Raw genomic sequence first — 22,545 nt, 5'->3', positions numbered from 1 at the left:
TCTCGCAAGCCTCTTGGACACGTGAAAGCTCACGCAGCCGGGCGGTCCACCCGCTGAACGGAGGCCTTCGCGTGCATGACAAATGGGCAGACAACAGAAGACCCGTTGCGACACGGGAGCAACACGACGAACGTGATTTTGCCGCAACGGGCCTTACATGCCCTCAATTGACACCGGGCGGAGGGTTGTTCAGTGAGCGAAGTTCAAGCCGAGTTGGACCTCGGCCGCGACCAGGACGACGGCCGTCGAACGCGTTTTCGCCCGGTGAACCCACGGAGAGCTCGCCGCGCGAACTCAGCGGGTGAACTCGCTCCCGAGTCGGGCGAGTTCGGGATCCGTACCGAGGGCTGTGGCACCGAAGGACACGGAGCCCGTGGCGGTGACCCCGGATGCAGTGGAACGGAAGCCCCATACCGAACCGGCATTCGAGTTCTCACCGGGCGCGCCGACGACCAGATCCGCACGGCCGTCGTCATCGCCGTCGAGGAGGGTGACCGCCTCGCCGAAGCGGTCGGCGCGTTCGGCGGTGCCCGGGACGCCCGTCGTGTTCTGGCTGAACACCTTCGTACCGGCGCCGGTCGGCCCGGAGGCGCCGCCGGGCACGACGGCGACCGTCCCGGCGTCCTGTATCCCGGAGAAGTCCTCACCGGGAATGCCGACCGCGATGTCGGCGTAACCGTCGCCGTTCACGTCACCGACCGCGACGTCCGTACCGAAGAGATCACCGAACTCCGTCGCACCCGGCACGCCCGGCGTGTCCTGGTCGATCGTGCGCGGGTCGGCGGTCTGCGGCCCCTGTGCCGTACCGAGCACAACACCGATCCGCTCGCCGTACTCGCTCAGGTCGGGCGTGCCCTCGCCGGAGTACGCGAGCCGGGGCCGCCCGAAGACGAGATCGTCCCGCCCGTCGCCGTTGACGTCACCGAGCGCGATGCTCTCACCGCCCTCGATCTCCCGCCCCTCACCGTCCTTCAGACGCACCGGCGAGGCGAGTCCGTTCCTGGTGCCGTGCAGGTAGAAGAGGGTGTGCCCGACGTTCTGGTCGCCCGGGTCGTCGAAGTCGAACGGCCCGGTCAGCACGACCACGTCGCTGATGCCGTCCCCGTCCACGTCCCCGCCCGCCACGTCCAGCACCTGCACATCGGCATCGGTGAACGAGCTGTCCTGGCTGCGGGCGGGCACTCCGGTACGGCTGAACGGCCCCGACTCCAGCGACGAGGGACCCGCCAGGTCGGCGTGCCCGTCCCCGTCGAAGTCACCGGCGACGACCCGCGCGGAACTGTCGGTGCGGGCGCCCGGCAGAATCGTCCCGCCGGAAAGCCCGCTCTTGCCGCCCCACAGCACGGTCACACTGCCGTGCCGGGCCGTCCCGCCCTGCGTCCACTGCTCGCCCGCCGCCGGGACCACCAGGTCGGTGTAGCCGTCGCCGTCCAGATCGCCTGCGGTGAGATGGGCACCGAAGTAATCGCCCGCCTCGGGAGTGCCGGGCACACCGGAGGTCGCCTGCGTGAAGACCTTCTTGCTCGCGAGGTTCAGCCCGTGCGCCGACCCGTACACGACAGCCACATACCCGGCGGCCTTCTTGCCGCCGACCGTGGCGGCCGGCGCCCCGGTGGCGAGGTCCTCGTACCCGTCGCCGTTGAAGTCCTGCCGGACACTCTTCACCGCGGCGGGCTGTGCATGGGCCAGCGGTGAGGCGACGGCCGTCCCGGCGAGCAGCGCGAGAGCGACCACGACTGCACGCCGTGTTCTGGGCACAACAACGGACTCGGACACGTCGACTCCGGGAATCTGTAGGGCGGTTGACCACGGAGAGGCTCAAGATCCTCATCCGCGTTGCCCAGTACGACTACCCGTGGGGCGAAGTGGTTGCCCTGAAGTCCGTGGCGATTCTGCCCGGCGTTAACCGTCCAGCCCGTCCGGCGTTTGAGGACGAGGCCGTTCAGGCCGAAGCGGGGGCCTGGGGGCGGCAGCCCCCAGTCGTCACCAACCCGCCGCGCGCCTACTCACCGAACGGTTCGAAGCCGCCGTACTCCTGAAGGGCTTCATCGCGCTCGGCCTGCCGATCGCGACGCCGCTGCGCCGCGGGCCTGGGCGCCTCGAACCGGTGGTCCTCACCGCGACGGCCCAGCATCTCCGCCCCGGCCATCACCGACGGCTCCCAGTCGAAGACGACGGCGTTCTCCTCGGGTCCGATGGCGACACCGTCACCCGACCGGGCCCCCGCCTTCATCAACTCCTCCTCCACACCGAGGCGGTTGAGGCGGTCCGCGAGATAGCCGACGGCCTCGTCGTTGCTGAAGTCGGTCTGCCGCACCCAGCGCTCGGGCTTCTCGCCCCGCACCCGGAACAGCCCGTCCTCCTCGCGCGTCACCGTGAAGCCCGCGTCGTCGACGGCCTTGGGCCGGATGACGATCCGCGTCGCCTCCTCCTTCGGCTTCGCGGCGCGCGCCTTCGCCACGATGTCGGCCAGCGCGAACGACAGTTCCTTCAGCCCGAGATGGGCCACCGCCGACACCTCGAAGACCTGGTACCCACGCGCCTCCAGATCCGGCCGCACCATCTCGGCGAGGTCCTTGCCGTCCGGTACGTCGATCTTGTTCAGTACGACGATCCGCGGCCGCCGGTCGAGCCCGCCGTACTGCTTCAGCTCCTCCTCGATGACATCGAGGTCGGAGACGGGGTCCCGCTCGGACTCCAGCGTCGCCGTGTCCAGCACATGCACCAGCACACTGCACCGCTCGACGTGCCGCAGGAACTCCAGCCCCAGCCCCTTGCCCTGGCTGGCGCCCGGGATCAGCCCCGGTACGTCCGCGATGGTGTACACGGTCGAACCGGCGGTCACGACACCCAGGTTGGGGACGAGGGTCGTGAACGGGTAGTCGGCGATCTTCGGCTTGGCGGCCGACAGCACCGAGATCAGCGAGGACTTGCCGGCGCTCGGGTAGCCCACCAGCGCCACATCCGCGACGGTCTTCAGCTCCAGGACGATGTCCTGCAGATCGCCGGGGACACCGAGCAGCGCGAAACCGGGCGCCTTGCGGCGCGCCGACGCGAGCGCCGCGTTGCCGAGCCCGCCGCGGCCGCCCTGCGCGGCGACGTAGGAGGTGCCGTGTCCGACCAGGTCGGCGAGCACATTGCCGGCCTTGTCGAGGACGACGGTGCCGTCCGGCACGGGCAGCACGAGGTCCTGGCCGTCCTTGCCCGAGCGGTTGCCGCCCTCACCGGGCTTGCCGTTGGTGGCCTTGCGGTGCGGGGAGTGGTGGTACTCGAGCAGAGTCGTCACGGACTGGTCGACGGTGAGGATGACGTCACCGCCGCGCCCGCCGTTGCCGCCGTCGGGTCCGCCGAGCGGCTTGAACTTCTCACGGTGGACGGAGGCACAGCCGTGACCTCCGTTACCCGCGGCGACATGCAGCTCGACGCGGTCCACGAAGGTGGTCATGGTGGGTGCCTCCAGTTACGTACGGGTATTACTCATGTCAACACGCGAAAGGCGGACCCGCCTTCCCGCACGGGAAGTGAGGTCCGCCTCGCGAAGCGTTCGGGCTTCAGCCCCGAGTCAGGAACCGACTCAGGCGACCGGAACGATGTTCACGACCTTGCGGCCACGGTGGGTACCGAACTCCACCGCACCGGGCTGCAGCGCGAACAGCGTGTCGTCGCCGCCACGGCCGACGCCCGCGCCGGGGTGGAAGTGGGTGCCGCGCTGGCGGACCAGGATCTCGCCCGCGTTGACGACCTGACCGCCGAAGCGCTTCACGCCGAGGCGCTGAGCGTTGGAGTCACGACCGTTACGGGTGGACGATGCGCCCTTCTTGTGTGCCATCTCTCCTCAGTCCCTTACTTCGCAGCCGCGGGGATCTCAGTGACCTTGATCGCCGTGTACTGCTGGCGGTGGCCCTGACGACGGCGGTAACCGGTCTTGTTCTTGTAGCGAAGGATGTCGATCTTGACGCCCTTGTGGTGGTCCACGACCTCGGCCTGGACCTTGATGCCGGCCAGGACCCACGGGTCGCTGGTCACAGCGTCGCCGTCGACAACGAGCAGGGTCGAGAGCTCGACCGTGTCGCCAACCTTGGCAGTGGAAATCTTGTCAACCTCAACGATGTCGCCGACAGCAACCTTGTGCTGGCGACCACCGCTGCGCACGATGGCGTACACGCGGATCTCACTCTCTCGCTCGGGAACGGCACCCCCGCAGTCCAGCCATCCGGCACGGGCGGCCTCTCCGGAGCACCCAGTGCCCTGGAGGAATGAGGTTTACGGGGATGTGGCGCGTCCATATCCAAGGACACGCCGACGGTCAAGGTTACGGGGCCGTGGCCGGAGGGGTCAAACCGGGCCGGGCCCCACACACGTGCGGCCGGTCACAGGGACCGGCCGCACAGCGCACTGCTCAGCTCTCGTCGGCGGCGGCCGAGACCGCGGTCTTCTTCGCCGCCGTCTTGGCCGCGGCCGTCTTGGCGGTCTTCGCCGCCTTCTTGGCCGTGACCTTCTTCGCCGCCGTCTTCTTGGCAGCCGCCGTCTTCTTGGTGGCGGCCTTCTTGGCGGTGGCCTTCTTGGCCGTCTTGCGGGCGGCCGTCTTCTTGGCCGGAGCCGCCTCCTCGGCGCTCTCCTCCGCGGCAGCCGGCTCATCCGCGGCCGACGGGACGACCACGACGGCCGTCTCCTCGGACGCGGTCGGCGCGGCCTCCTTGCGCACGGCACGGCGCCGCGGGCGGGCCGGAGCGGCGCTCTCGGCCGGGGCCTCGGGCTCCGCGACGGCCTCCGCCTCCACCGCCGGTGCGGCCTCCGCGGCCGGCGCGGTCTCGGCGACGGTCACCACGGTGGCCTCGGCCCCCGCGGGCGACCCGGCCGGCGCGGACACCTTGCGGGTCGCACGACGGCGCGTACGCCCCTTGGGTGCCGCCTCCTCCGTGGCCGGGGCCTCGGCCGGAACCACGGCGTCCTCCACGGCCGCGGGCTCGGCGAGCGCCTCGGCGGCGGGCTCGGGCTGCACCGGACGCTCCGCCTCTTCCTCGGCCGTCACGTCCTGAGCAGTCGGCGCTTCGGCCTCCGCGTACCGCGGTGCCTCACGCCGGGGCGCACCCGCCGGAGCGGACGCCCGACGGCTCGCGCGGCGCCGTGAGCGGCCACGGCCGACCGCGGCCTCCGCCTCGGCGACGCTGCTGTACAGCTCCTCGTCCGGCGCGAAGGCCGGCTCGGACAGCGCGACCGGTGCCGCGACCTCGGCAGCGACCTCGTCCTCGGTCTCCTCGACGGCCTCCGGAGCCTCGACGGCCGCCACGGCCTCGTGCTCGTGCCCCTGCCCGTCGCCGCCGCGACCGCGCTTCTTGCGCTTGCCGCCGCCACCGGCGGAGGTCGGCTGCTCCATGTGCACGATGACACCGCGGCCGTTGCAGTGGACGCAGGTCTCGGAGAAGGACTCCAGCAGGCCCTGGCCGACCCGCTTGCGGGTCATCTGCACGAGCCCCAGCGAGGTCACCTCGGCGACCTGGTGCTTCGTACGGTCGCGGCCCAGGCACTCCAGCAGGCGCCGCAGCACCAGGTCCCGGTTGGACTCCAGCACCATGTCGATGAAGTCGATGACGATGATGCCGCCGAGGTCGCGCAGCCGCAGCTGGCGCACGATCTCCTCGGCCGCCTCCAGGTTGTTCCTGGTGACCGTCTCCTCGAGGTTGCCGCCCTGGCCGGTGAACTTGCCGGTGTTGACGTCGACGACGACCATCGCCTCGGTCCGGTCGATCACCAGCGAGCCGCCGCTGGGCAGCCAGACCTTGCGGTCCAGGGCCTTGGCGAGCTGCTCGTCGATCCGGTACGTGGCGAAGACGTCGACCTCACTGGTCCACTTCGACAGCCGTTCGGCGAGGTCGGGCGCGACGTGCGAGACATAGCCGTGGATGGTCTGCCACGCGTCGTCGCCGCTGACGACGACCTTGGTGAAGTCCTCGTTGAAGATGTCGCGGACGACGCGGACGGTCATGTCCGGCTCGCCGTACAGCAGCGTCGGCGCGTTGCCGTTCTTCGACTTCTTCTGGATGTCCTCCCACTGCGCCTGCAGTCGCTCGACGTCGCGGCGCAGCTCGTCCTCGCTCGCGCCCTCGGCGGCGGTGCGCACGATGACGCCCGCGTCCTCGGGGACGATCTTCTTGAGGATGGTCTTCAGCCGGGCCCGCTCGGTGTCGGGCAGCTTGCGGCTGATGCCGGTCATCGAGCCCTCGGGGACATACACGAGGTAGCGGCCCGGGAGGGAGACCTGGCTGGTCAGACGGGCGCCCTTGTGCCCGATCGGGTCCTTCGTCACCTGGACGAGCACGGGCTGGCCGGACTTGAGCGCGGACTCGATGCGGCGCGGCCCGTTGGCCATGCCGAGCGCCTCGAAGTTGACCTCACCGGCGTACAGGACCGCGTTGCGGCCCTTGCCGATGTCGATGAAGGCGGCTTCCATCGACGGCAGCACGTTCTGGACCTTGCCCAGGTAGACGTTGCCGACGTACGAGGTGGCCTGCTCCTTGTTGACGTAGTGCTCGACGAGCACGCCGTCCTCGAGGACGCCGATCTGGGTGCGCTCACCGCTCTGCCGGACGACCATCACGCGCTCGACGGCCTCGCGGCGGGCCAGGAACTCGGCCTCGGTGATGATCGGGACGCGCCGGCGCCCCTGCTCACGGCCTTCCCTGCGGCGCTGCTTCTTGGCCTCGAGACGCGTGGAGCCCTTGATGGACTGCACCTCGTCGGACGGCTCGGCACCCTTTTCCCGCGCGGGACGGGGCTCGCGGACCTTGACGACGGTGCGCTCGGGGTCGCCCTCGCCGGGCTCGGTGTCCAGGGAGGTGTCACCGGCACGACGACGGCGGCGACGACGACGCCGGCTGCTGGAGCTGGAGCCGCCGCTCTCGGCGGACTCGTCCTCCTCGTCGTCCTCGATCTGCTCGGCGGTGTCCTCGGCGTCCTGCGCGGCCTGTACGGCGGCCGCCTCCTCGGACTCCTCCGACTCGTCGTCACCCGCGGACTCCGCGGACTCGCCACGCCGACGGCGACGGCCGCCACGGCGACGGCGACGGCGCGAACCGGTGTCCTCGGACTCGTCGCCCTCGGCGCCGTCCTCGGCGGACTCCTCGGCCTCCTCCGCCTCGTCCTCCACGGCTGTCTCGACGGCCTGCGGCTCGGCCTCCTCACCGAACGCGGCACCGCGGCGACGGCGCCGGCGGCGCGCCCCGGCCTGCTCCTCGGGGAGCTCCTCCGGCTCGGCGGACCCGGCCTCGGCGGCCGCTTCGGCGGCGGCCCGCTGCGGCGTCTGGAACTGCGGCTCGGTGAACACGGGCGCCTGGAACACGGCGACCGCGGGCCGGGCCGGGCGCCGCGGACCCTCGTCCTCGGCGCTCTCGGTGCCCTCGACGGCGGCGGCCTGCGCGGGCTCGGCGAACCCGGTGGCGGCCTTGCGGGCGGTACGGCGACGCGTACGCCGCGGCGCGCCGTCCTCCTCGGCCTGCTCGGCGGCCGGAGCGGCGGCGGGCTCTTCGACAGCGGGCGCCTCTTCGACGCCGGCGGTCTCCTCGACCGGCGTGGACACGCGGCGCGTGGCACGACGACGCGTGCGGCGCGGGGCGGCGTCCTCGGCCGGCTCGACGGCCTCGACGGCGGGCGCCTCGGCCGCGGCGGGCGGCTCGGCGTCCTCGGCAGCGGTCGCCTCGACGTTCACGGGCGCCTCACCGGGCGCCGACACACGGCGCGTGGCACGACGACGGGTCCGGCGCGGAACGGCGTCCTCGTCGGACTCGGCAGGGGCCTCGGCGACGGCCGCGCTCTCGGGCTCCTCGGCCGGAGCGGCGGCGGGCACCACGGTCTCGGCCGCCTCGGCGGCAGCGGGCGCCCCGGCAGGCGCGGACACCCGGCGGGTCGCACGACGACGCGTACGCGCGGCGGGCGCAGGCTCCTCGACGGCCTCTTCGGTCTCCTCGACCTCGGCGGCCTCGTCGGGCTTCTTCTCGCTGTCCCCGTCGGCCGGTATGGCCGGCGCGACGATCTCCTCCGGGGTTTCGGAGGCGGCCGCGGCGGGGGGACCCGCCGGGCGCGAGGCGGCACGGCGCCGACGACGCGGCGGCAAGGTGTCGCTGGGGGTGTTCAGTTCGGAACCCTCAGTGGGTTCGGTCGGTTCGAGCATGCGGGCATTTCTCCCGTCAGGCTCCCGGGCGCCGCACCTGGTCCGGCGTTGATCGCCGGTGACGTCCGCGGCTCGCGCGATGCGCGGTGCCGCCGTCCGGGGCGCGGGCGCCGCACGGGAGCTCTCTGTGTCCTGTCTCGCCGGTTCCGTACACCTATTGCGTACGGCCTGGCGAAAGTCTTCTGTGTCGGTGCGCTGCCCGACCCAGGTGGCTCCCGAGTACGAGGGCGGCGCTTCGACGTCCGTCCTTCGCGGGACCTTCCTTACGCCGACGCCTTCGCGGCGGCAGCGGAATCGGCCGTGGGTAGGGCCGTCGCTGCCTCGCGGTCGGGCGCGAGCGGGTCGGTCACCGTGCCGGTCTCTTCATCGAACAGCCCCTGCGCCAGCCTGGTCACCGCTGCGGGGACCGGCGGCGCCAGGTCGGCCACGGCGCGGAGACCGGACAGGACGTCGTCGGGTCGTACGGCAGGCGTCACGTGCCGAACAACCAGCCGCAGTATCGCACAGGGCTGGTCGGTCGGCCTATCAGCCGGATCACTATGCGTTTCAAGATGTACGACCGCGGGGCGTGCGTCGAAGGTCCGGACGCCGTTCTTGGTCATGCGCTGGACCTCGACGGCCTCGGCGGAGTTGAAGGCCTGGGCGGCCCGCTCCGCCTCGGCCGGGTCCACGCCGTCCAGCCGCAGCTCCCACACGGAAGCCGTGAGCCGGTCGGCGAGGCCGGAGGTCCGGGCCTCCACCGCGTCGACGACGTCGAGCCCGGCGGGCAGCGACTCGTCGAGCAGAAGCCTCAGCTTCTCCGGGTCCCGCGCCTCGGTGAGGGCGATCTCCAGATACTCCGCCTCACTGCCCGTGCCGGTGGGTGCGGCATTGGCGTACGACACCTTCGGATGCGGCGTGAACCCCGCCGAGTACGCCATGGGCACCTCGGCGCGGCGCAGCGCACGCTCGAAGGCGCGCTGGAAGTCACGGTGGCTGGTGAACCGGAGGCGGCCGCGCTTGGTGTAGCGCAGTCGGATGCGCTGCACCGCGGGTGCGGGCGGCGGGCCTTCGGGCTGTCGCTTGCCCAGTGTCGTTCAGTCCTTCGTGAGAGCGGTCGTACTGCTACCAAGAGTACGTGTCTCGCGGGCCGGAGGTTCCCGCCGGGCCACAGCCTCTCTCCGCTCGGGCTCCCCGAAGAGCATCCGCCGGACGTCGGCGCGCGCCTGCCGCGCGGCCTCCCGGGCGGAGGCGAGCGCCAGCCGGGTGGCCCGCCCCACACTGCGCGCCGCCTCGGCGGCGGGCCGCAGCACGGCATCCCGTACGACCTGCCCGACCGGAGTGAGCACGGTCCGGTAGACCCAGCGCACCGGCTCCACGAAGATCCACCGGAAGAGGGTGCCGAGAGCCCGGCCCACGGCGAGCGAGATCCGCCCGGCCACCCGCCAGGCATGCCCGATCGCCTGCCCCACCTCGCGCCCGACGACGGTGAGGAACCGCCCGACGGGCACCAGCACCCACGTCCACAGGGCGAGCGCGGGCAGTACGAACAGCACCCGGCCCACCCAGTACAGGCCGATCCCGACCCCGGTGGCGACCACGCCCACGAGCCACGCGATCGCCCGCCCGACCGGCGCGAGCACGCGCGCGTACACCCACACCGCGGGAACGACGACGAGATACCGCACCAGCCACGCGACACCGGCGAACACACCGGTCCCGAGCAGGGCGAGCACCGCCCCGATCCCCCTGAGCACCCACATCACGCCCTGCCCGACGGGCGTCAGCACGCGCGCGTACACCCACACCAGGGCCTGTCCGAGCGGGGTCAGCACATACCGGTGGAACCACTTCAGCGGCACCACGACGAGCACGCTCCCGAGCCACCCCAGTGCCCTGCCGACAGGCACGAGGAAGTACCGCCACAGCCCCACGAAGGGCCACACGAACACCGCCCGCGCCACCCACAGCAGCGCCCGCCCCACGGGCCGGAACAGGGTGTCGTTCAGAAACCGCCCGGTGACGACGAGCGCGTCCCACACCATCCGCACCGGCACGACCAGCACGAGCACGACGATCCGCACCGGAAGACGGATCGCCACGACCAGGCACCCTTCGGGCGACTGCCGCGCGGGCAGCTGTGCGGGGTGTCCGACGGGCGGCTTCTGCAGATCCATACCCACACAGACGCCGGGGCGGCCCGTCCGGATCCCTCGTCGGAACACCGATGAGTTCCGCAGCGCCGCGCGGTCTACCCCGCACCAGCGAAAGTCACGCGCGAGCTCTGTGAGGGGAACCATGACCCACCACGCCCTGCCACCCGTCGTCGACACCGCAACGTGGGAGCACAGGCTCGCCACACTGCGGGCCCGGGAGAAGGCCGCCACGCGGGAACTCGACGCCATCGCCGCCGAGCGTCGCCGGCTCCCGATGGTCGAGATGCCCGACTACACCCTCGAGGGCGAGGACGGCCCCGTCCGGCTGGCGGACGTCTTCGAGGGCAGGAGGCAACTGATCGTCTACCACCACATGTGGTCCGCCGGCCAGGAATGGCAGTGCCCGGGCTGCACGGGCTTCACCTCGCAGTACACCCGCCTCGAATTCCTGGACAACTACGACGCCCGATTCGTCATCGTCACCCAGGGTCCGATCGAGGAGGCGCTCGCCTACAAGCGGCGCGTCGGCAACCGCATGACCTGGTACTCGACCGCCAACAGCCCCTTCGGGTCCGACGTCGGCGCACCACCCGACGGCGGTTTCGCGGTCAACGTGTTCCTCCGCGACGGCGACACCGTCCACCGCACCTGGCACACCAACGGCCGCGGCACCGAGCAGATCGGTCACAGCTTCGCGCTGATCGACCTCCTCCCGTACGGCCGCCAGGAGGAATGGCAGGACTCACCCGAGGGCTGGCCCCAGTCCCCCACCTACAGCCGGTGGGCGACGTCCAAGGACATCGCCGCGCTCTACGGGCCGGGCTCCGGCGACAGCTGAGCCCTGATGTCGGCCCACGCCCGGACCGCCTCCGCATGCTCACGGATCAGGGACATACGGGCCTCCCATTCCGCTCCGCCGCGATGGTCGGGATGGGCGGTGATCTGCCCGCCGTGCTTGCGGTAGGCGAGTCCGGTCTCGCCGATGAACCATCCGTCCGCCAAGGCGTCCAGACCGAGCAGCAGCCCGGTGTCGCCCGAGGCGGGCAGGGCCATCCAGCCGCCCAGCAGCGCCAGCAGGGGGCGCCTGACGCACAGGGTGGCGGGGTGGACCTGCGGCCGATGCTGCTCGGCCCAGAAGCCGAACTCGCTGCCCCTGGGGAGCCGGCCCGGTCGCGGGTCGCTCGATGCGAACGAGACGGTGCTGCCGTCCTCGAGGAGATCGACCACCCGCGACGTGGTCCAGCCGACCGAGGCATCCCCCTCCAGCACGGCGAGGTCCCGGGCTAGCGTGCCGGGGGTGAGCTGGTCGTCGGCGTCCAGTGTCTTCACATAGGCACCGGTCGAGCGCGCGAACGCCATGGTCCGCGCCACATGGGGCCCACCGGCACGGGACGCCGAAACCCGGATCCGTGGATCGTCGGCCGGCAGATACGACCGCGCACGCACGTCACTGCCGTCCTCCTGGACGCACCACTCCCATGACCATCCGTCAGGAAGCTCCTGGTCGAGCAGTGAGGCGTAGGCGTCGGGAAGGAAACGGACGGCGCCGCTGTGTACAGGGGTGACGAGGGAGACGACGTTCACGAAGTCTCACCCTACGGACTGGGCCGTCACCCTCCAATCGGGGTCAGGAGCTGCGACGGCTCTGCGCCTCTGCCTGGGCGATGGCCTCCGCTTCGGCGTCGGCCAGCGCGAGCGCGACGCCGAACGCCTGGGTGATGTGGCCCGCGGCCGACATGACGCGCGCCGTTCCCACCACGGGGGCGATGGCGACGAGAAGGTCCTGGAGCTGTTCGACCGTGAATTCGGCCTTGACCGCGGGGTCGATGTGCGCGAGGTAGGAGATCGCCGGTGCGTCCATGGCCACGAGTGCGGCGATGCGGGTGAGGATGATCGATCGCGGGTCCATGTGACAGCGCTCGACGGAGTCGAGGGTCATGGCGGCAATCGTGTCGAGTACGGGCGTGTCGGATTCAGTGGCCATGACGAACCGCCTTCCGGTGCCGAGGAGAGCCGAACCGCCACCCGGCAAGCGCGGGCTCCCCCTGCAGATCCGGCGGGCCGACTCAATCGTAGGCACCCCGAGCCGGGGGCGCGCGCCGAGCCGGCCCGGGCCGGTTACTTGTTGACCACCGTCAGCGGAAGCAGTTTCTTGCCCGTCGGGCCGATCTGGATGTGCGTGTCCATCTGCGGGCACACCCCGCAGTCGAAGCACGGCGTCCACCGGCAGTCCTCGACCTCCGTCTCGTCGAGGGCGTCCTGCCAGTCCTCCCAGAGCCAGTCCTTGTCGAGGCCGGAGTCGAGGTGGTCCCAGGGCAGGACCTCCTCGTACGTCTTCTCGCGGGTCGTGTACCAGTCGACGTCCACGCCGAAGGCGGGCAGCACCTTGTCGGCGCAGCTCATCCAGCGGTCGTAGGAGAAGTGCTCGCGCCAGCCGTCGAAGCGGCCGCCGTCCTCGTAGACGGCGCGGATGACGGGGCCGATGCGGCGGTCGCCGCGGGAGAGGAGGCCCTCGACGATGCCGGGCTTGCCGTCGTGGTAGCGGAAGCCGATGGAGCGGCCGTACTTCTTGTCGCCGCGGATCTTGTCCCGGAGCTTTTCGAGGCGGGCGTCCGTCTCCTCCGCCGAGAGCTGCGGGGCCCACTGGAAGGGGGTGTGGGGCTTCGGGACGAAGCCGCCGATCGAGACCGTGCAGCGGATGTCGTTCTGGCCGGAGACCTTGCGGCCCTCGGCGATCACCTTCATCGCCATGTCGGCGATCTGGAGGACATCTTCGTCGGTCTCCGTCGGCAGGCCGCACATGAAGTACAGCTTCACCTGGCGCCAGCCGTTGCCGTAGGCCGTGGAGACCGTACGGATCAGGTCCTCTTCCGAGACCATCTTGTTGATGACCTTGCGCATGCGCTCCGAGCCGCCCTCGGGGGCGAAGGTGAGGCCGGAGCGGCGGCCGTTGCGCGTGAGCTCGTTCGCCAGGTCGACGTTGAAGGCGTCGACACGGGTGGAGGGGAGCGAGAGGCCGATCTTGTCTTCCTCGTAGCGGTCGGCCAGGCCCTTCGCGATGTCGCCGATCTCCGAGTGGTCCGCGGAGGACAGGGAGAGCAGGCCGACCTCCTCGAAGCCCGTCGCCTTCAGGCCCTTCTCCACCATCTCGCCGATGCCCGTGATGGAGCGCTCACGGACCGGGCGGGTGATCATGCCGGCCTGGCAGAAGCGGCAGCCGCGGGTGCAGCCGCGGAAGATCTCCACCGACATCCGCTCGTGGACCGTCTCGGCGAGCGGGACCAGGGGCTGCTTGGGGTAGGGCCACTCGTCGAGGTCCATGACGGTGTGCTTGGAGACGCGCCACGGGACGCCCGACTTGTTCGGTACGACACGGGCGATACGGCCGTCGGGGAGGTACTCGACGTCGTAGAACGCGGGGATGTAGACCGAGCCCGTCTTCGCGAGACGGAACAGGACCTCCTCGCGGCCACCGGGGCGGCCCTCCGCCTTCCAGTCGCGGATGATCTTCGTCATGTCCAGCACGGCCTGTTCGCCGTCGCCGATGATCGCCGCGTCGATGAAGTCCGCGATCGGCTCGGGGTTGAAGGCCGCGTGGCCGCCGGCCAGGACGATCGGGTCGTCCAGCGTCCGGTCCTTGGACTCCAGGGGGATCCCGGCGAGGTCGAGGGCCGCCAGCATGTTGGTGTAGCCCAGCTCCGTGGAGAAGCTCAGCCCGAACACGTCGAAGGCCTTCACCGGCCGGTGGCTGTCCACCGTGAACTGCGGGACGGCGTGCTCCCGCATCAGCGCCTCCAGGTCCGGCCACACGCTGTAGGTGCGCTCGGCGAGGACGCCCTCCTGCTCGTTCAGGACCTCGTAGAGGATCATGACGCCCTGGTTGGGCAGGCCGACCTCGTAGGCGTCCGGGTACATGAGCGCCCAGCGGACGTCACAGGACTCCCACGGTTTGACCGTGGAGTTGAGCTCTCCGCCGACGTACTGGATCGGCTTCTGCACATGCGGGAGCAGAGCTTCGAGCTGCGGGAACACAGACTCGGCGGCCGCAGCGACTTCGGCAGACATCTCGCGAACCTTCGTGGGAGGGGCTGATGGGACGACCTGAACTGGCAGGGGTGACCATCTAGCCTAACGCGGCCGTGCACCCGCCCCGACCGCTCGGCCCGCCCGGGCGGCTAGACCTGCATCCCGTCCTTGACCTCCTGCCAGACCCCCGGCAGCTGTACCTCCACGGCCGTGGCGCGCGCCTCCTCGCGCCCGTAGAGCACTCCGTACGTGAACGAGCTCTCCCCCGCCGCGTGCGCCACGGCGGACAGCTCGCGCAGGGTCTGGCGGGTCATGAAGCTGTCCTGGTGGTCGCCCAGCAGGTTCTGCAGGGCCTTCATCGACCTGGAAAGCTCGGTCGCCGGGCTGCCGAGGGCCGGTACGGCCGCCTCCGCCGAGTACCGCGTCCGCTTGGCCTCCTTGCGGGCCTCGTGCAGGGCGAGGTCGCGGTCGTGGCCGGGTTCCAGGGCGATGGCCTGCTCGACCAGGCCGGACAGCCTTCCGAAGTCCTTCCGTACGGCCTTGGCGATCACCTTCTCCGGCTTTCCCGCGGCCGCCTCCAGCAGCGGCGGGTCCGCGATCAGCGCGTCCAGGCCGTCCAGCAGCTTCAGATAGCGCTCGGAGTCCAGGACACCGGTCAGGCGGCGGCGCGATCCGCCGCGGCGGGCGTTCATCCAGGTCCGCAGCCGGGTGCGGATCGGGCCGGAGAGCAGCGTTCTGGGCAGCTCGTCCAGGGCTGCCGTGAGGCGCTCGGTCAGCACCTCCCGGTCCCGGTCCACGCCGAGCTCGCCGGCCAGCCACTTCAGTTCCTCACCCACGGGGTCGGTGACGGTACGGTCCAGCACCTTGCCGTACGAGCGGAAGGCGCTGCGCATCCGGCGGGTCGCGACCCGCATGCGGTGCACGGAGTCGTACACGTCCTGCCGTACGGCCGGGTCGAGTTCGACGATGGCGTCGCGCTGCTCGCGGACATAGGCGAGGACGTGGTCCCCGGCCGTCACCGGCGGCTTGGCCTCCTGCTTCTTCCCGCTCTTCTTCTTCGGAGCGGTCTCCGCCAGGGCCCGGGCCAGCTTGGAGGCCGAGGCGGACGGGCGGACGCCTGCCTTGCGCAGCCGCTTGTCGACCTTGTCCAGAAGGACGGGGTCGCCGCCGTCGGCGAGTTCCACCTCCAGCTCGGTCCACTGGGCCGAGCCGCCCTTGCCGGTGAGCCGTTCGGCGTGTACGGCGTCCACGCTGACCTCGGCGAGCACCCGGCCCCCGGCGTCGACGAGGTCGCGCAGGTCACGGTCGGAGCGCAGCCGCACCACGGGCAGCAGCTCGGCGTCGCGGACCCGGGAGCGGACCAGCCCGGCGAGGCTGCGCGGGACGGTGTCGGAGAGCGGGGCCTGGATCTCGTCGCGGACACCGGGGGCGACCGGGAACTTCAGGTGCCAGCCCGCGTCGGAGCCGCCGGTGCGCCGGCGCAGGGTGATCGCGGACGCGGCGAGGCGTTCGTCGGAGGTGTCGTAGTAGGTGGCGTCCAGGTGCGCGACGCCCTTGTCGACCACCGCGTCGATCCCGGCGACGCCGGTCAGGTCGGGCAGGCCGCTCTCGTCGGACTCGTACTTCCGCTCGATCTCCCGCTTGGTGTCCGCCATGAACCGAATCTAGTTCCTGCGGAACTGCTGCGACAGAGGGGCGCCACCGCCGAAGGCCTACGCGGACATGGGCCTCTGCACCCTGATCGACTGCAGCAGCCCCACCGCCATCCACACCGCGAACATCGACGAGCCGCCGTACGACACAAAGGGCAGCGGCAGGCCCGTGACCGGCATGATCCCGAGGGTCATGCCGATGTTCTCGAAGGTCTGGAAGGCGAACCAGGCGACGATCCCGGCGGCGACGATCGTGCCGTACAGCTCGGTCGAGTCGCGGGCGATGCGGCAGGCGCGCCACAGGACCACGCCGAGGAGGAAGATGATCAGTCCCGCGCCGACGAAGCCCAGCTCCTCGCCGGCGACCGTGAACACGAAGTCGGTCTGCTGCTCGGGCACGAACTGGCCGGTGGTCTGCGACCCGTGGAAGAGACCCGCGCCGGTCAGACCGCCCGAACCGATGGCGATGCGCGCCTGGTTGGTGTTGTAGCCGACGCCCGCGGGGTCGAGGCTGGGGTTGGCGAAGGCCGCGAAGCGGTTGATCTGGTACTCGTCCAGGATGTGCAGCTGCCAGATGGTGATGCAGCCGACGACGCCGGCCGTGATCAGGCCGAAGACCCAGCGGTTGGAGGCGCCGGAGGCGAGCAGCACGCCCAGGATGATCGTCACCAGGACCAGGACCGTGCCGAGGTCGGGCATGAGCAGCACGATCAGGATGGGTACGGTGGCCAGGCCCAGCGCCTGCAGGACCGTGCGGTGGTCGGGGTACTTCTTGTCGCCCGCGTCGACCCGGGCCGCCAGCAGCATCGCCATGCCGAGGATGATCGTGACCTTCACGAACTCGGCGGGCTGAAGGGAGAAACCGCCGCCGAAGACGATCCAGTTGCGGCTGCCGTTGATGGTGGCGCCGAGCGGGGTGAGCACCAGCAGGATCAGGAAGACCGAGGCGCCGTAGAGGATCGGGACGGCGGTGCGCAGAGTGCGGTGGCCGAGCCAGATCGTGCCGGCCATCAGGGCGAACCCGATGCCGGTGTTCACGATGTGCCGGATGAGGAAGTAGTACTGGTCGCCCTGGTTGATCTCGGTGCGGTTGCGGGTCGCCGAGAAGACGAGCACCGAGCCGATCGCCGAGAGCGCCAGGGCCGCCAGCAGCATCGGCCAGTCCAGCCGGCGGGACACCGAGTCACGGGCGAAGATCCGGGTCCAGCCCGCGCGGCGGGGGCCGTATCCGGGGACGGAGAAGCTGCCTGCACCGGTCATGTGAGCATCCTCCGGCTTCCCCGCCTGCGCGGCCGCCTGCGGGTGGTCCGGTTGGTCGACGTGGGCGAGGGCGAGGTCGCGGCGGGCTGGCTCGCGCCCGGGGAGGGGCTGGCGTTGTCGCCCGCGTGGAGTTCCTTGGCCGGGTCCTTGGGGACCTTCGGCGAGGCGATCGTGCCGTCCGTCTTGACCTTGGGCAGGCCCTTCTGCGGGCTGGGCAGCAGTGCCTTCTTGCTGTCGATCGAACCGTCGGGCTGGACGCCGTAGAGGGCGCTGTAGATGCTGCGGACCGCCTCACCGGAGGCGCCGGAACCCGTACCGGCCTGGGCGATCGTCATGACGACCGAGTAGTCCTTGGAGTACGTGGCGAGCCACGAGGTGGTCTGCTTGCCGTAGACCTCCGCGGTACCGGTCTTGGCGTGCAGCGTGATCTTGTCCTGCGGCCAGCCCTTGAACTTCCAGGCGGCGGTACCGGCGGTGATGACGCCCGCGAGGGCCTTGTCGATGCCCTTGTGCGTGGCCTCGCTGATCGGGAGCCGGCGCAGGACCTTGGGCTTGATCTCGTTGACCGTCCTGCCGTCGGCGCTGATGATCGCCTTGCCGATGGTCGGGACGTGCTCGGTGCCGCCGTTGGCCAGGGCCCCGTAGATCATCGCCTCCTGGATCGGAGTCAGGAGGGTGTCACCCTGGCCGATGGAGTAGTTGATCGAGTCGCCCTCGCGCATCTTGAAGCCTTCGAGGCAGCCCTCGTACTCGATCCGCTGGACGTAGGTGCCGCCCTTCTTGCCGCTCTTGCACCAGGCGTCCTTGTTGGCCTTCCAGTAGTCCCGCTTCCACTGGCGGTCGGGGACGCGGCCGGTGACCTCGTTCGGGAGGTCGATGCCGGTCGGCTTGCCGAGGCCGAACTGGTGGGCGGTCTTGTAGAAGTAGTCCTTGGGCTGGCCCTTCTTCGGGTTGATCCCGCCGTCCTTCTTCCACTCGCGGTCCGCGAGGCCGTAGAAGACGGTGTCGCAGGAGACCTCCAGGGCGCGGCCCAGCGAGATGGGGCCGAAGCTCTCGCCCTCGAAGTTCTTGAAGACCTGGCCGCCCACCGAGTACGAGCTGGTGCAGGGGTAGCCGCCGTCCCAGACGTAGCCGGCCTGGACCGCGGCGGCCGTGGAGACCACCTTGAAGGTCGAGCCCGGCGCGGACTGACCCTGTATGGCCCGGTTGAGCAGCGGGTAGTCGGAGTCCTTGCCGGTGAGCTGCTTGTAGTCCTTGGCGGAGATGCCGCCGACCCAGACGTTCGGGTCGTAGGTCGGCGCGGACGCCATGGCGACGATACGGCCGGTCTTGGCCTCCATCACGACGACGGCACCCGAGTCGGCCTTGTACTTCTCGCCCGTGACCTTGTCGTACTGGCCGCGGGCGATCTTCATCGCGTTGTGCAGCTCGTACTCGGCGACGCGCTGGACGCGGGAGTCGATGCTGGTGACGAGGGTCGAACCGGCCTGGGCGGGATCGGACTTGGCCTTGCCGATGACGCGGCCGAGGTTGTCGACCTCGTAGCGGGTGACGCCGGCCTTGCCGCGCAGCTCCTTGTCGTACTGGCGCTCGAGGCCGGAGCGGCCGACCTGGTCGGAGCGGAGATAGGGCGAGTCGGTGTCCTTGGCCTTCTGGATCTCCTCGTCGGTGACGGGCGAGAGATAGCCGAGGACCTGCGCGGTGTTGGACTTGCCGGGGCCGGGGTAGCGGCGCAGCGCCTCGGGCTCGGCGGTGATGCCGGGGAAGTCCTCGGAGCGCTCGCGGATCTGCATGGCCTGGCGGGGCGTGGCCTCGTCGGTGATGGGGATCGGCTGGAAGGGCGAGCCGTTCCAGCAGGGCTGGGGCGTCTTGGCGTCGCACAGCCGGACCCGCTGCATGACCTCCTTGGGCTTCATGCCCAGGACCCCGGCCAGCTTGGTGAGGACCGCCTTGCCGTCGTCCTTCATCTTCAGCAGGTCGGTGCGGGAGGCGGAGACCACGAGGCGGGTCTCGTTGTCGGCGAGCGCCACACCGCGGGCGTCCAGGATCGAGCCGCGTACGGCGGGATCGACGACCTGCTGGACGTGGTTGCCGGACGCCTCCTTGGCGTACTCGCTGCCCTCGCGGATCTGGAGGTACCACAGCCGGCCGCCGAGGGTGCCGAGCAGGGAGAGGACGAGGATCTGGATGACGACGAGCCGGATCTGGACCCTTGGGGTCCGTCCGGTCTCGGGAATATTGGTCACTGCGGCTGCCTCCCCCTCTCAGTGTGTGTACGTGTCATATACGACGGAGCTGTGAAGGGCTCCCGCCGCCAACTCCCGCCTGCTCACAGCCGCTTGACCCCCTTGATGCGGCCCACCCGGGCGGTGCGGGTGCGGGCCTTGGCCTTCAGGCTGCCGAGGCCGCCGCGCTGGCCGCCCAGCTTGAGGCCGGTGCCGGCGGAGATCCAGCCGGAGGTGATGTCGGTGGCCTTCTTCGACGGGGAGGTCGCCTCGGCGAGCGGGTCGTTGTCCGCGCGCCGGGCCAGGGCCATGATCCCGGGGACCACGAAGGGGGCGAGCAGCAGGTCGTACAGGGCCGCGGAGAACAGCAGGCTGACGAGTCCGACATGGCGGGCGGCGGTGTCGCCGACGAGGGCGCCCACACCGGCGTACAGGAGGGTCGAGCCGATGGCGGCGGCGACCACGACGAGCATGGGGCCGGTGGCCGACTTCAGCCGCCCGTTCTCCGGTCTGGCCAGCCCGGCGAGGTAGCCGATGACGCACAGCACCAGGGCGTAGCGGCCGGCGGCGTGGTCGGCGGGCGGGGCGAGGTCGGCTAGCAGGCCCGCGCCGAAGCCGACGAGGGCACCGCCGACATGGCCGTAGACCAGGGCCAGGCCCAGCACGGTGAGCAGCAGCAAGTCGGGGACGGCGCCCGGCAGATGGAGCCGGGCGAGGACGCTCACCTGGACCACCAGGGCTACGACGACCAGGGCCGAGGAGAGCAGGATCCGGTTGACGCGCATGGGGATTCAGCTCCTACTGCTACGGGGTCTGGCCGGGCGACGCGGACGCGGACGCGGTCTCGGACGCGTTCGCTGACGGAGTGACCGTGACGGTGACCGTCGGGGTGGGCGTCGGCTGGGGCTTGTCGGGGAGCACCGTGTCGCGCGGGTCCTTCTTCGGGGTCTCCACGACGACGCCGACGATGTCCAGCTTGGAGAAGCTGACGTACGGCGTGACGTAGAGGGTGCGGGTCAGGTTGCCGCCGGACGGGTCGACGCGGGAGACCACGCCGACCGGGACGCCCGGCACGAAGGGCTTGTCGGCCTCGGAGCCGAAGGTGACCAGCCGGTCGCCCTTCTTCACGTCCGCCTTGGAGTTGAGCAGTTCCACCCGGAGCGGGCGGTCGCCCTGCCCGGTGGCGAAGCCGAGCTCGTCGCTGCCCTCCATGCGGGTGCCGACGGTGAAGTCCGGGTCGTTGGCGAGCAGGACGGTGGAGGCGTCGGGGCCGACGTTGGTGACGCGTCCGACCAGCCCGTCGCCGTTCAGTACGGTCATGTCCCGCTTGATGCCGTCGCTCGCGCCGACGTCGATGGTGATCGTCCAGGAGAAGCCCTGGGCCGCTCCTATGGCGATGACCTGGGCACCCTTGATGCCGTACTGGCCCTCGGCGGAGACCTTCAGCATCTTGTCGAGCTGCGCGAGGCGGCTGCGGTTGCGGTCGTCGCTGCCGAGTTTCGCCTTGAGGGCCGCGTTCTCCGTCTCCAGACGGGCGAGCCGGTCGTGCCGGGTGCCGGAGTCACGGACCGCTGAGACGGCGTTGCCGACCGGGTCGACCGCCGACGACACGCCGTCCTCGATCGGGCCGAACACGGTGGCCGCGACCTGGCGGGCACCGTCGACCGGTGAGTCCTCCCCGCCGCGGATGTCCACCGTGATCAGCGCGAACGCGATGGCGATCAGCAGCACCAGGAGCAGCCGGCTCTCTCGTGTGTCCCTCACGTGCGGCGGCCGTGCCTTCCTCATAGGAATGTGCAGAGGTTCAGGTGTTCAGTTCAGCTGTGCAGTTACGGCAGAGGCTTATGGGCGAGCTTATGCCTCTATATCAACTGCCTCTATATCAACGATCCGCCGCACGAGAGGAGATCGTCCCGTACGGCGGAATCGAAGAGTTATGTCATCTGCGCGGCTGGGCGTCCAGCACCTGCTGGAGCGCCTCGAACTCCTCGACGCACTTGCCCGAGCCGAGCGCCACGCTGTCCAGCGGGTCCTCGGCGATGTGGATCGGCATCCCGGTCTCCCGGCGCAGCCGCTCGTCGAGTCCGCGCAGCAGCGCCCCGCCGCCGGTCAGCACGATCCCCCGGTCCATGATGTCGCCGGACAGCTCCGGCGGGCACTTGTCGAGGGTGGTCTTGACGGCGTCCACGATGGCGTTGACCGGCTCCTCGATCGCCTTGCGCACCTCGGCGGCGGAGATGACGACGGTCTTGGGCAGCCCGGAGACGAGGTCCCGGCCGCGGATCTCGGTGTGCTGGTCGTCGTCCAGGTCGTAGGCCGAACCGATCGTGATCTTGATCTGCTCGGCCGTCCGCTCACCGAGAAGGAGGGAGTACTCCTTCTTGATGTGCTGGATGATCGCGTTGTCCAGTTCGTCGCCCGCGACGCGGATGGACTGGGCGGTGACGATGCCGCCGAGCGAGATGACCGCGACCTCCGTGGTGCCGCCGCCGATGTCCACCACCATGTTGCCGGTGGCCTCGTGGACGGGCAGGCCGGAGCCGATGGCCGCCGCCATCGGCTCCTCGATGATGTGCACCTGACGAGCCCCGGCCTGCGAGGACGCCTCGATCACGGCGCGGCGCTCGACGCCCGTGATGCCGGAGGGCACGCACACGACGACGCGCGGCCGCGCGAGATACCGCCGCTTGTGGATCTTCAGGATGAAGTAGCGGAGCATCCGCTCGGTGATCTCGAAGTCGGCGATGACGCCGTCCTTCAGCGGTCGTACGGCAACGATGTTGCCAGGGGTCCGACCGATCATCTTCTTCGCCTCGGCGCCGACCGCGAGGATGCCACCGGTATTGGTGTTGATCGCGACGACGGACGGTTCGTTGAGTACGATCCCACGACCCCTGACGTACACCAGCGTGTTGGCGGTCCCGAGGTCGACAGCCATGTCACGGCCGATGAACGACATTGAGTTCCCCATCAGGATTCGTCTGGCCTTCCTGGGAGCTTTTGAGGGCTTTTCAGGTCGGCGAAGTGGGTGCTGTGACGTGAAGGCTTCCATCGTAGACGCGCCTGCACAAACACTGCGC

Annotated in this window: 17 protein-coding genes; 1 reads left to right on the top strand and 16 read right to left on the bottom strand. The window is 70.5% G+C overall.

What is annotated here, in order from left to right; all coding sequences use genetic code 11:
• Positions 1–294: 294 nt before the first annotated feature.
• The 7 genes from ACWC1K_RS41385 to ACWC1K_RS41355 all read right to left on the bottom strand — a co-directional run bounded on the left by ACWC1K_RS41385 (position 295) and on the right by ACWC1K_RS41355 (position 10,323).
• Positions 295–1,734 (bottom strand): VCBS repeat-containing protein, encoded by a 1,440-nt coding sequence (locus ACWC1K_RS41385; RefSeq protein WP_450838357.1) that lies wholly within the window; start codon positions 1,732–1,734, stop codon positions 295–297.
• Positions 1,735–2,002: 268 nt separating this feature from the next.
• Positions 2,003–3,445, bottom strand: a complete 1,443-nt coding sequence (obgE, locus tag ACWC1K_RS41380) for a GTPase ObgE (protein WP_450838356.1) — start codon at positions 3,443–3,445, stop codon at positions 2,003–2,005.
• A gap of 129 nt (positions 3,446–3,574) precedes the next feature.
• A complete protein-coding gene (gene rpmA / locus ACWC1K_RS41375; RefSeq protein ID WP_020940020.1) occupies positions 3,575–3,829 on the bottom strand; it encodes a 50S ribosomal protein L27 in 255 nt (84 codons plus the stop codon).
• Between the two features lie 14 nt (positions 3,830–3,843).
• On the bottom strand, positions 3,844–4,164 hold the full coding sequence (gene rplU / locus ACWC1K_RS41370) for a 50S ribosomal protein L21 (RefSeq protein WP_007381993.1): 321 nt from the start codon (positions 4,162–4,164) through the stop codon (positions 3,844–3,846).
• Positions 4,165–4,399: 235 nt separating this feature from the next.
• Positions 4,400–8,167, bottom strand: a complete 3,768-nt coding sequence (locus ACWC1K_RS41365) for an Rne/Rng family ribonuclease (RefSeq protein ID WP_450838354.1) — start codon at positions 8,165–8,167, stop codon at positions 4,400–4,402.
• A gap of 263 nt (positions 8,168–8,430) precedes the next feature.
• Complete coding sequence (locus tag ACWC1K_RS41360) at positions 8,431–9,195, bottom strand: TIGR03936 family radical SAM-associated protein (protein WP_450838352.1); 765 nt, start codon at positions 9,193–9,195, stop codon at positions 8,431–8,433.
• 48 nt (positions 9,196–9,243) lie between these two features.
• Entirely contained in the window at positions 9,244–10,323 is a 1,080-nt protein-coding gene (locus tag ACWC1K_RS41355; protein WP_450838350.1) for a hypothetical protein, read from the bottom strand.
• Between the two features lie 121 nt (positions 10,324–10,444).
• On the opposite strand from ACWC1K_RS41355, the gene ACWC1K_RS41350 reads away from it, so the two are divergent.
• Positions 10,445–11,140: a DUF899 domain-containing protein gene (locus ACWC1K_RS41350; protein ID WP_450838348.1), complete on the top strand. Its 696-nt coding sequence runs from the start codon at positions 10,445–10,447 to the stop codon at positions 11,138–11,140.
• Here ACWC1K_RS41350 and ACWC1K_RS41345 read toward each other — a convergent pair.
• The 9 genes from ACWC1K_RS41345 to ACWC1K_RS41305 form a co-directional block, all read right to left on the bottom strand.
• Positions 11,113–11,886: a glycosyltransferase family 2 protein gene (locus tag ACWC1K_RS41345; protein ID WP_450838346.1), complete on the bottom strand. Its 774-nt coding sequence runs from the start codon at positions 11,884–11,886 to the stop codon at positions 11,113–11,115. The two genes, ACWC1K_RS41350 and ACWC1K_RS41345, sit on opposite strands and share 28 nt — an antisense overlap.
• A gap of 43 nt (positions 11,887–11,929) precedes the next feature.
• Positions 11,930–12,286: a carboxymuconolactone decarboxylase gene (locus ACWC1K_RS41340; RefSeq protein WP_450698003.1), complete on the bottom strand. Its 357-nt coding sequence runs from the start codon at positions 12,284–12,286 to the stop codon at positions 11,930–11,932.
• A gap of 134 nt (positions 12,287–12,420) precedes the next feature.
• Positions 12,421–14,367, bottom strand: coding sequence for a TIGR03960 family B12-binding radical SAM protein (locus ACWC1K_RS41335; protein WP_450838344.1), 1,947 nt, complete (start codon positions 14,365–14,367; stop codon positions 12,421–12,423).
• A 110-nt stretch (positions 14,368–14,477) separates the two neighbouring features.
• On the bottom strand, positions 14,478–15,983 hold the full coding sequence (locus tag ACWC1K_RS41330; protein ID WP_450838342.1) for a CYTH and CHAD domain-containing protein: 1,506 nt from the start codon (positions 15,981–15,983) through the stop codon (positions 14,478–14,480).
• A gap of 57 nt (positions 15,984–16,040) precedes the next feature.
• Positions 16,041–17,240 (bottom strand): rod shape-determining protein RodA, encoded by a 1,200-nt coding sequence (gene rodA, locus ACWC1K_RS41325; protein ID WP_450838340.1) that lies wholly within the window; start codon positions 17,238–17,240, stop codon positions 16,041–16,043.
• Positions 17,237–19,486 carry a penicillin-binding protein 2 gene (mrdA, locus tag ACWC1K_RS41320; RefSeq protein ID WP_450838338.1) on the bottom strand — a complete coding sequence of 750 codons (2,250 nt, stop codon included), beginning with the start codon at positions 19,484–19,486 and terminating at the stop codon, positions 17,237–17,239. The genes rodA and mrdA overlap by 4 nt, the downstream gene beginning before the upstream one ends.
• Positions 19,487–19,569: 83 nt before the next feature.
• A complete protein-coding gene (mreD, locus tag ACWC1K_RS41315; RefSeq protein ID WP_450838336.1) occupies positions 19,570–20,250 on the bottom strand; it encodes a rod shape-determining protein MreD in 681 nt (226 codons plus the stop codon).
• Positions 20,251–20,269: 19 nt separating this feature from the next.
• Entirely contained in the window at positions 20,270–21,229 is a 960-nt protein-coding gene (gene mreC / locus ACWC1K_RS41310) for a rod shape-determining protein MreC (protein ID WP_450838334.1), read from the bottom strand.
• Between the two features lie 175 nt (positions 21,230–21,404).
• On the bottom strand, positions 21,405–22,424 hold the full coding sequence (locus ACWC1K_RS41305; RefSeq protein ID WP_099928866.1) for a rod shape-determining protein: 1,020 nt from the start codon (positions 22,422–22,424) through the stop codon (positions 21,405–21,407).
• Positions 22,425–22,545 lie beyond the last annotated feature (121 nt).

The organism is Streptomyces sp. NPDC001492 (assembly GCF_053597275.1).
The sequence above is the reverse complement of the archived record's forward strand: the minus strand, read 5'-3'. Positions and strand labels throughout refer to the sequence as shown.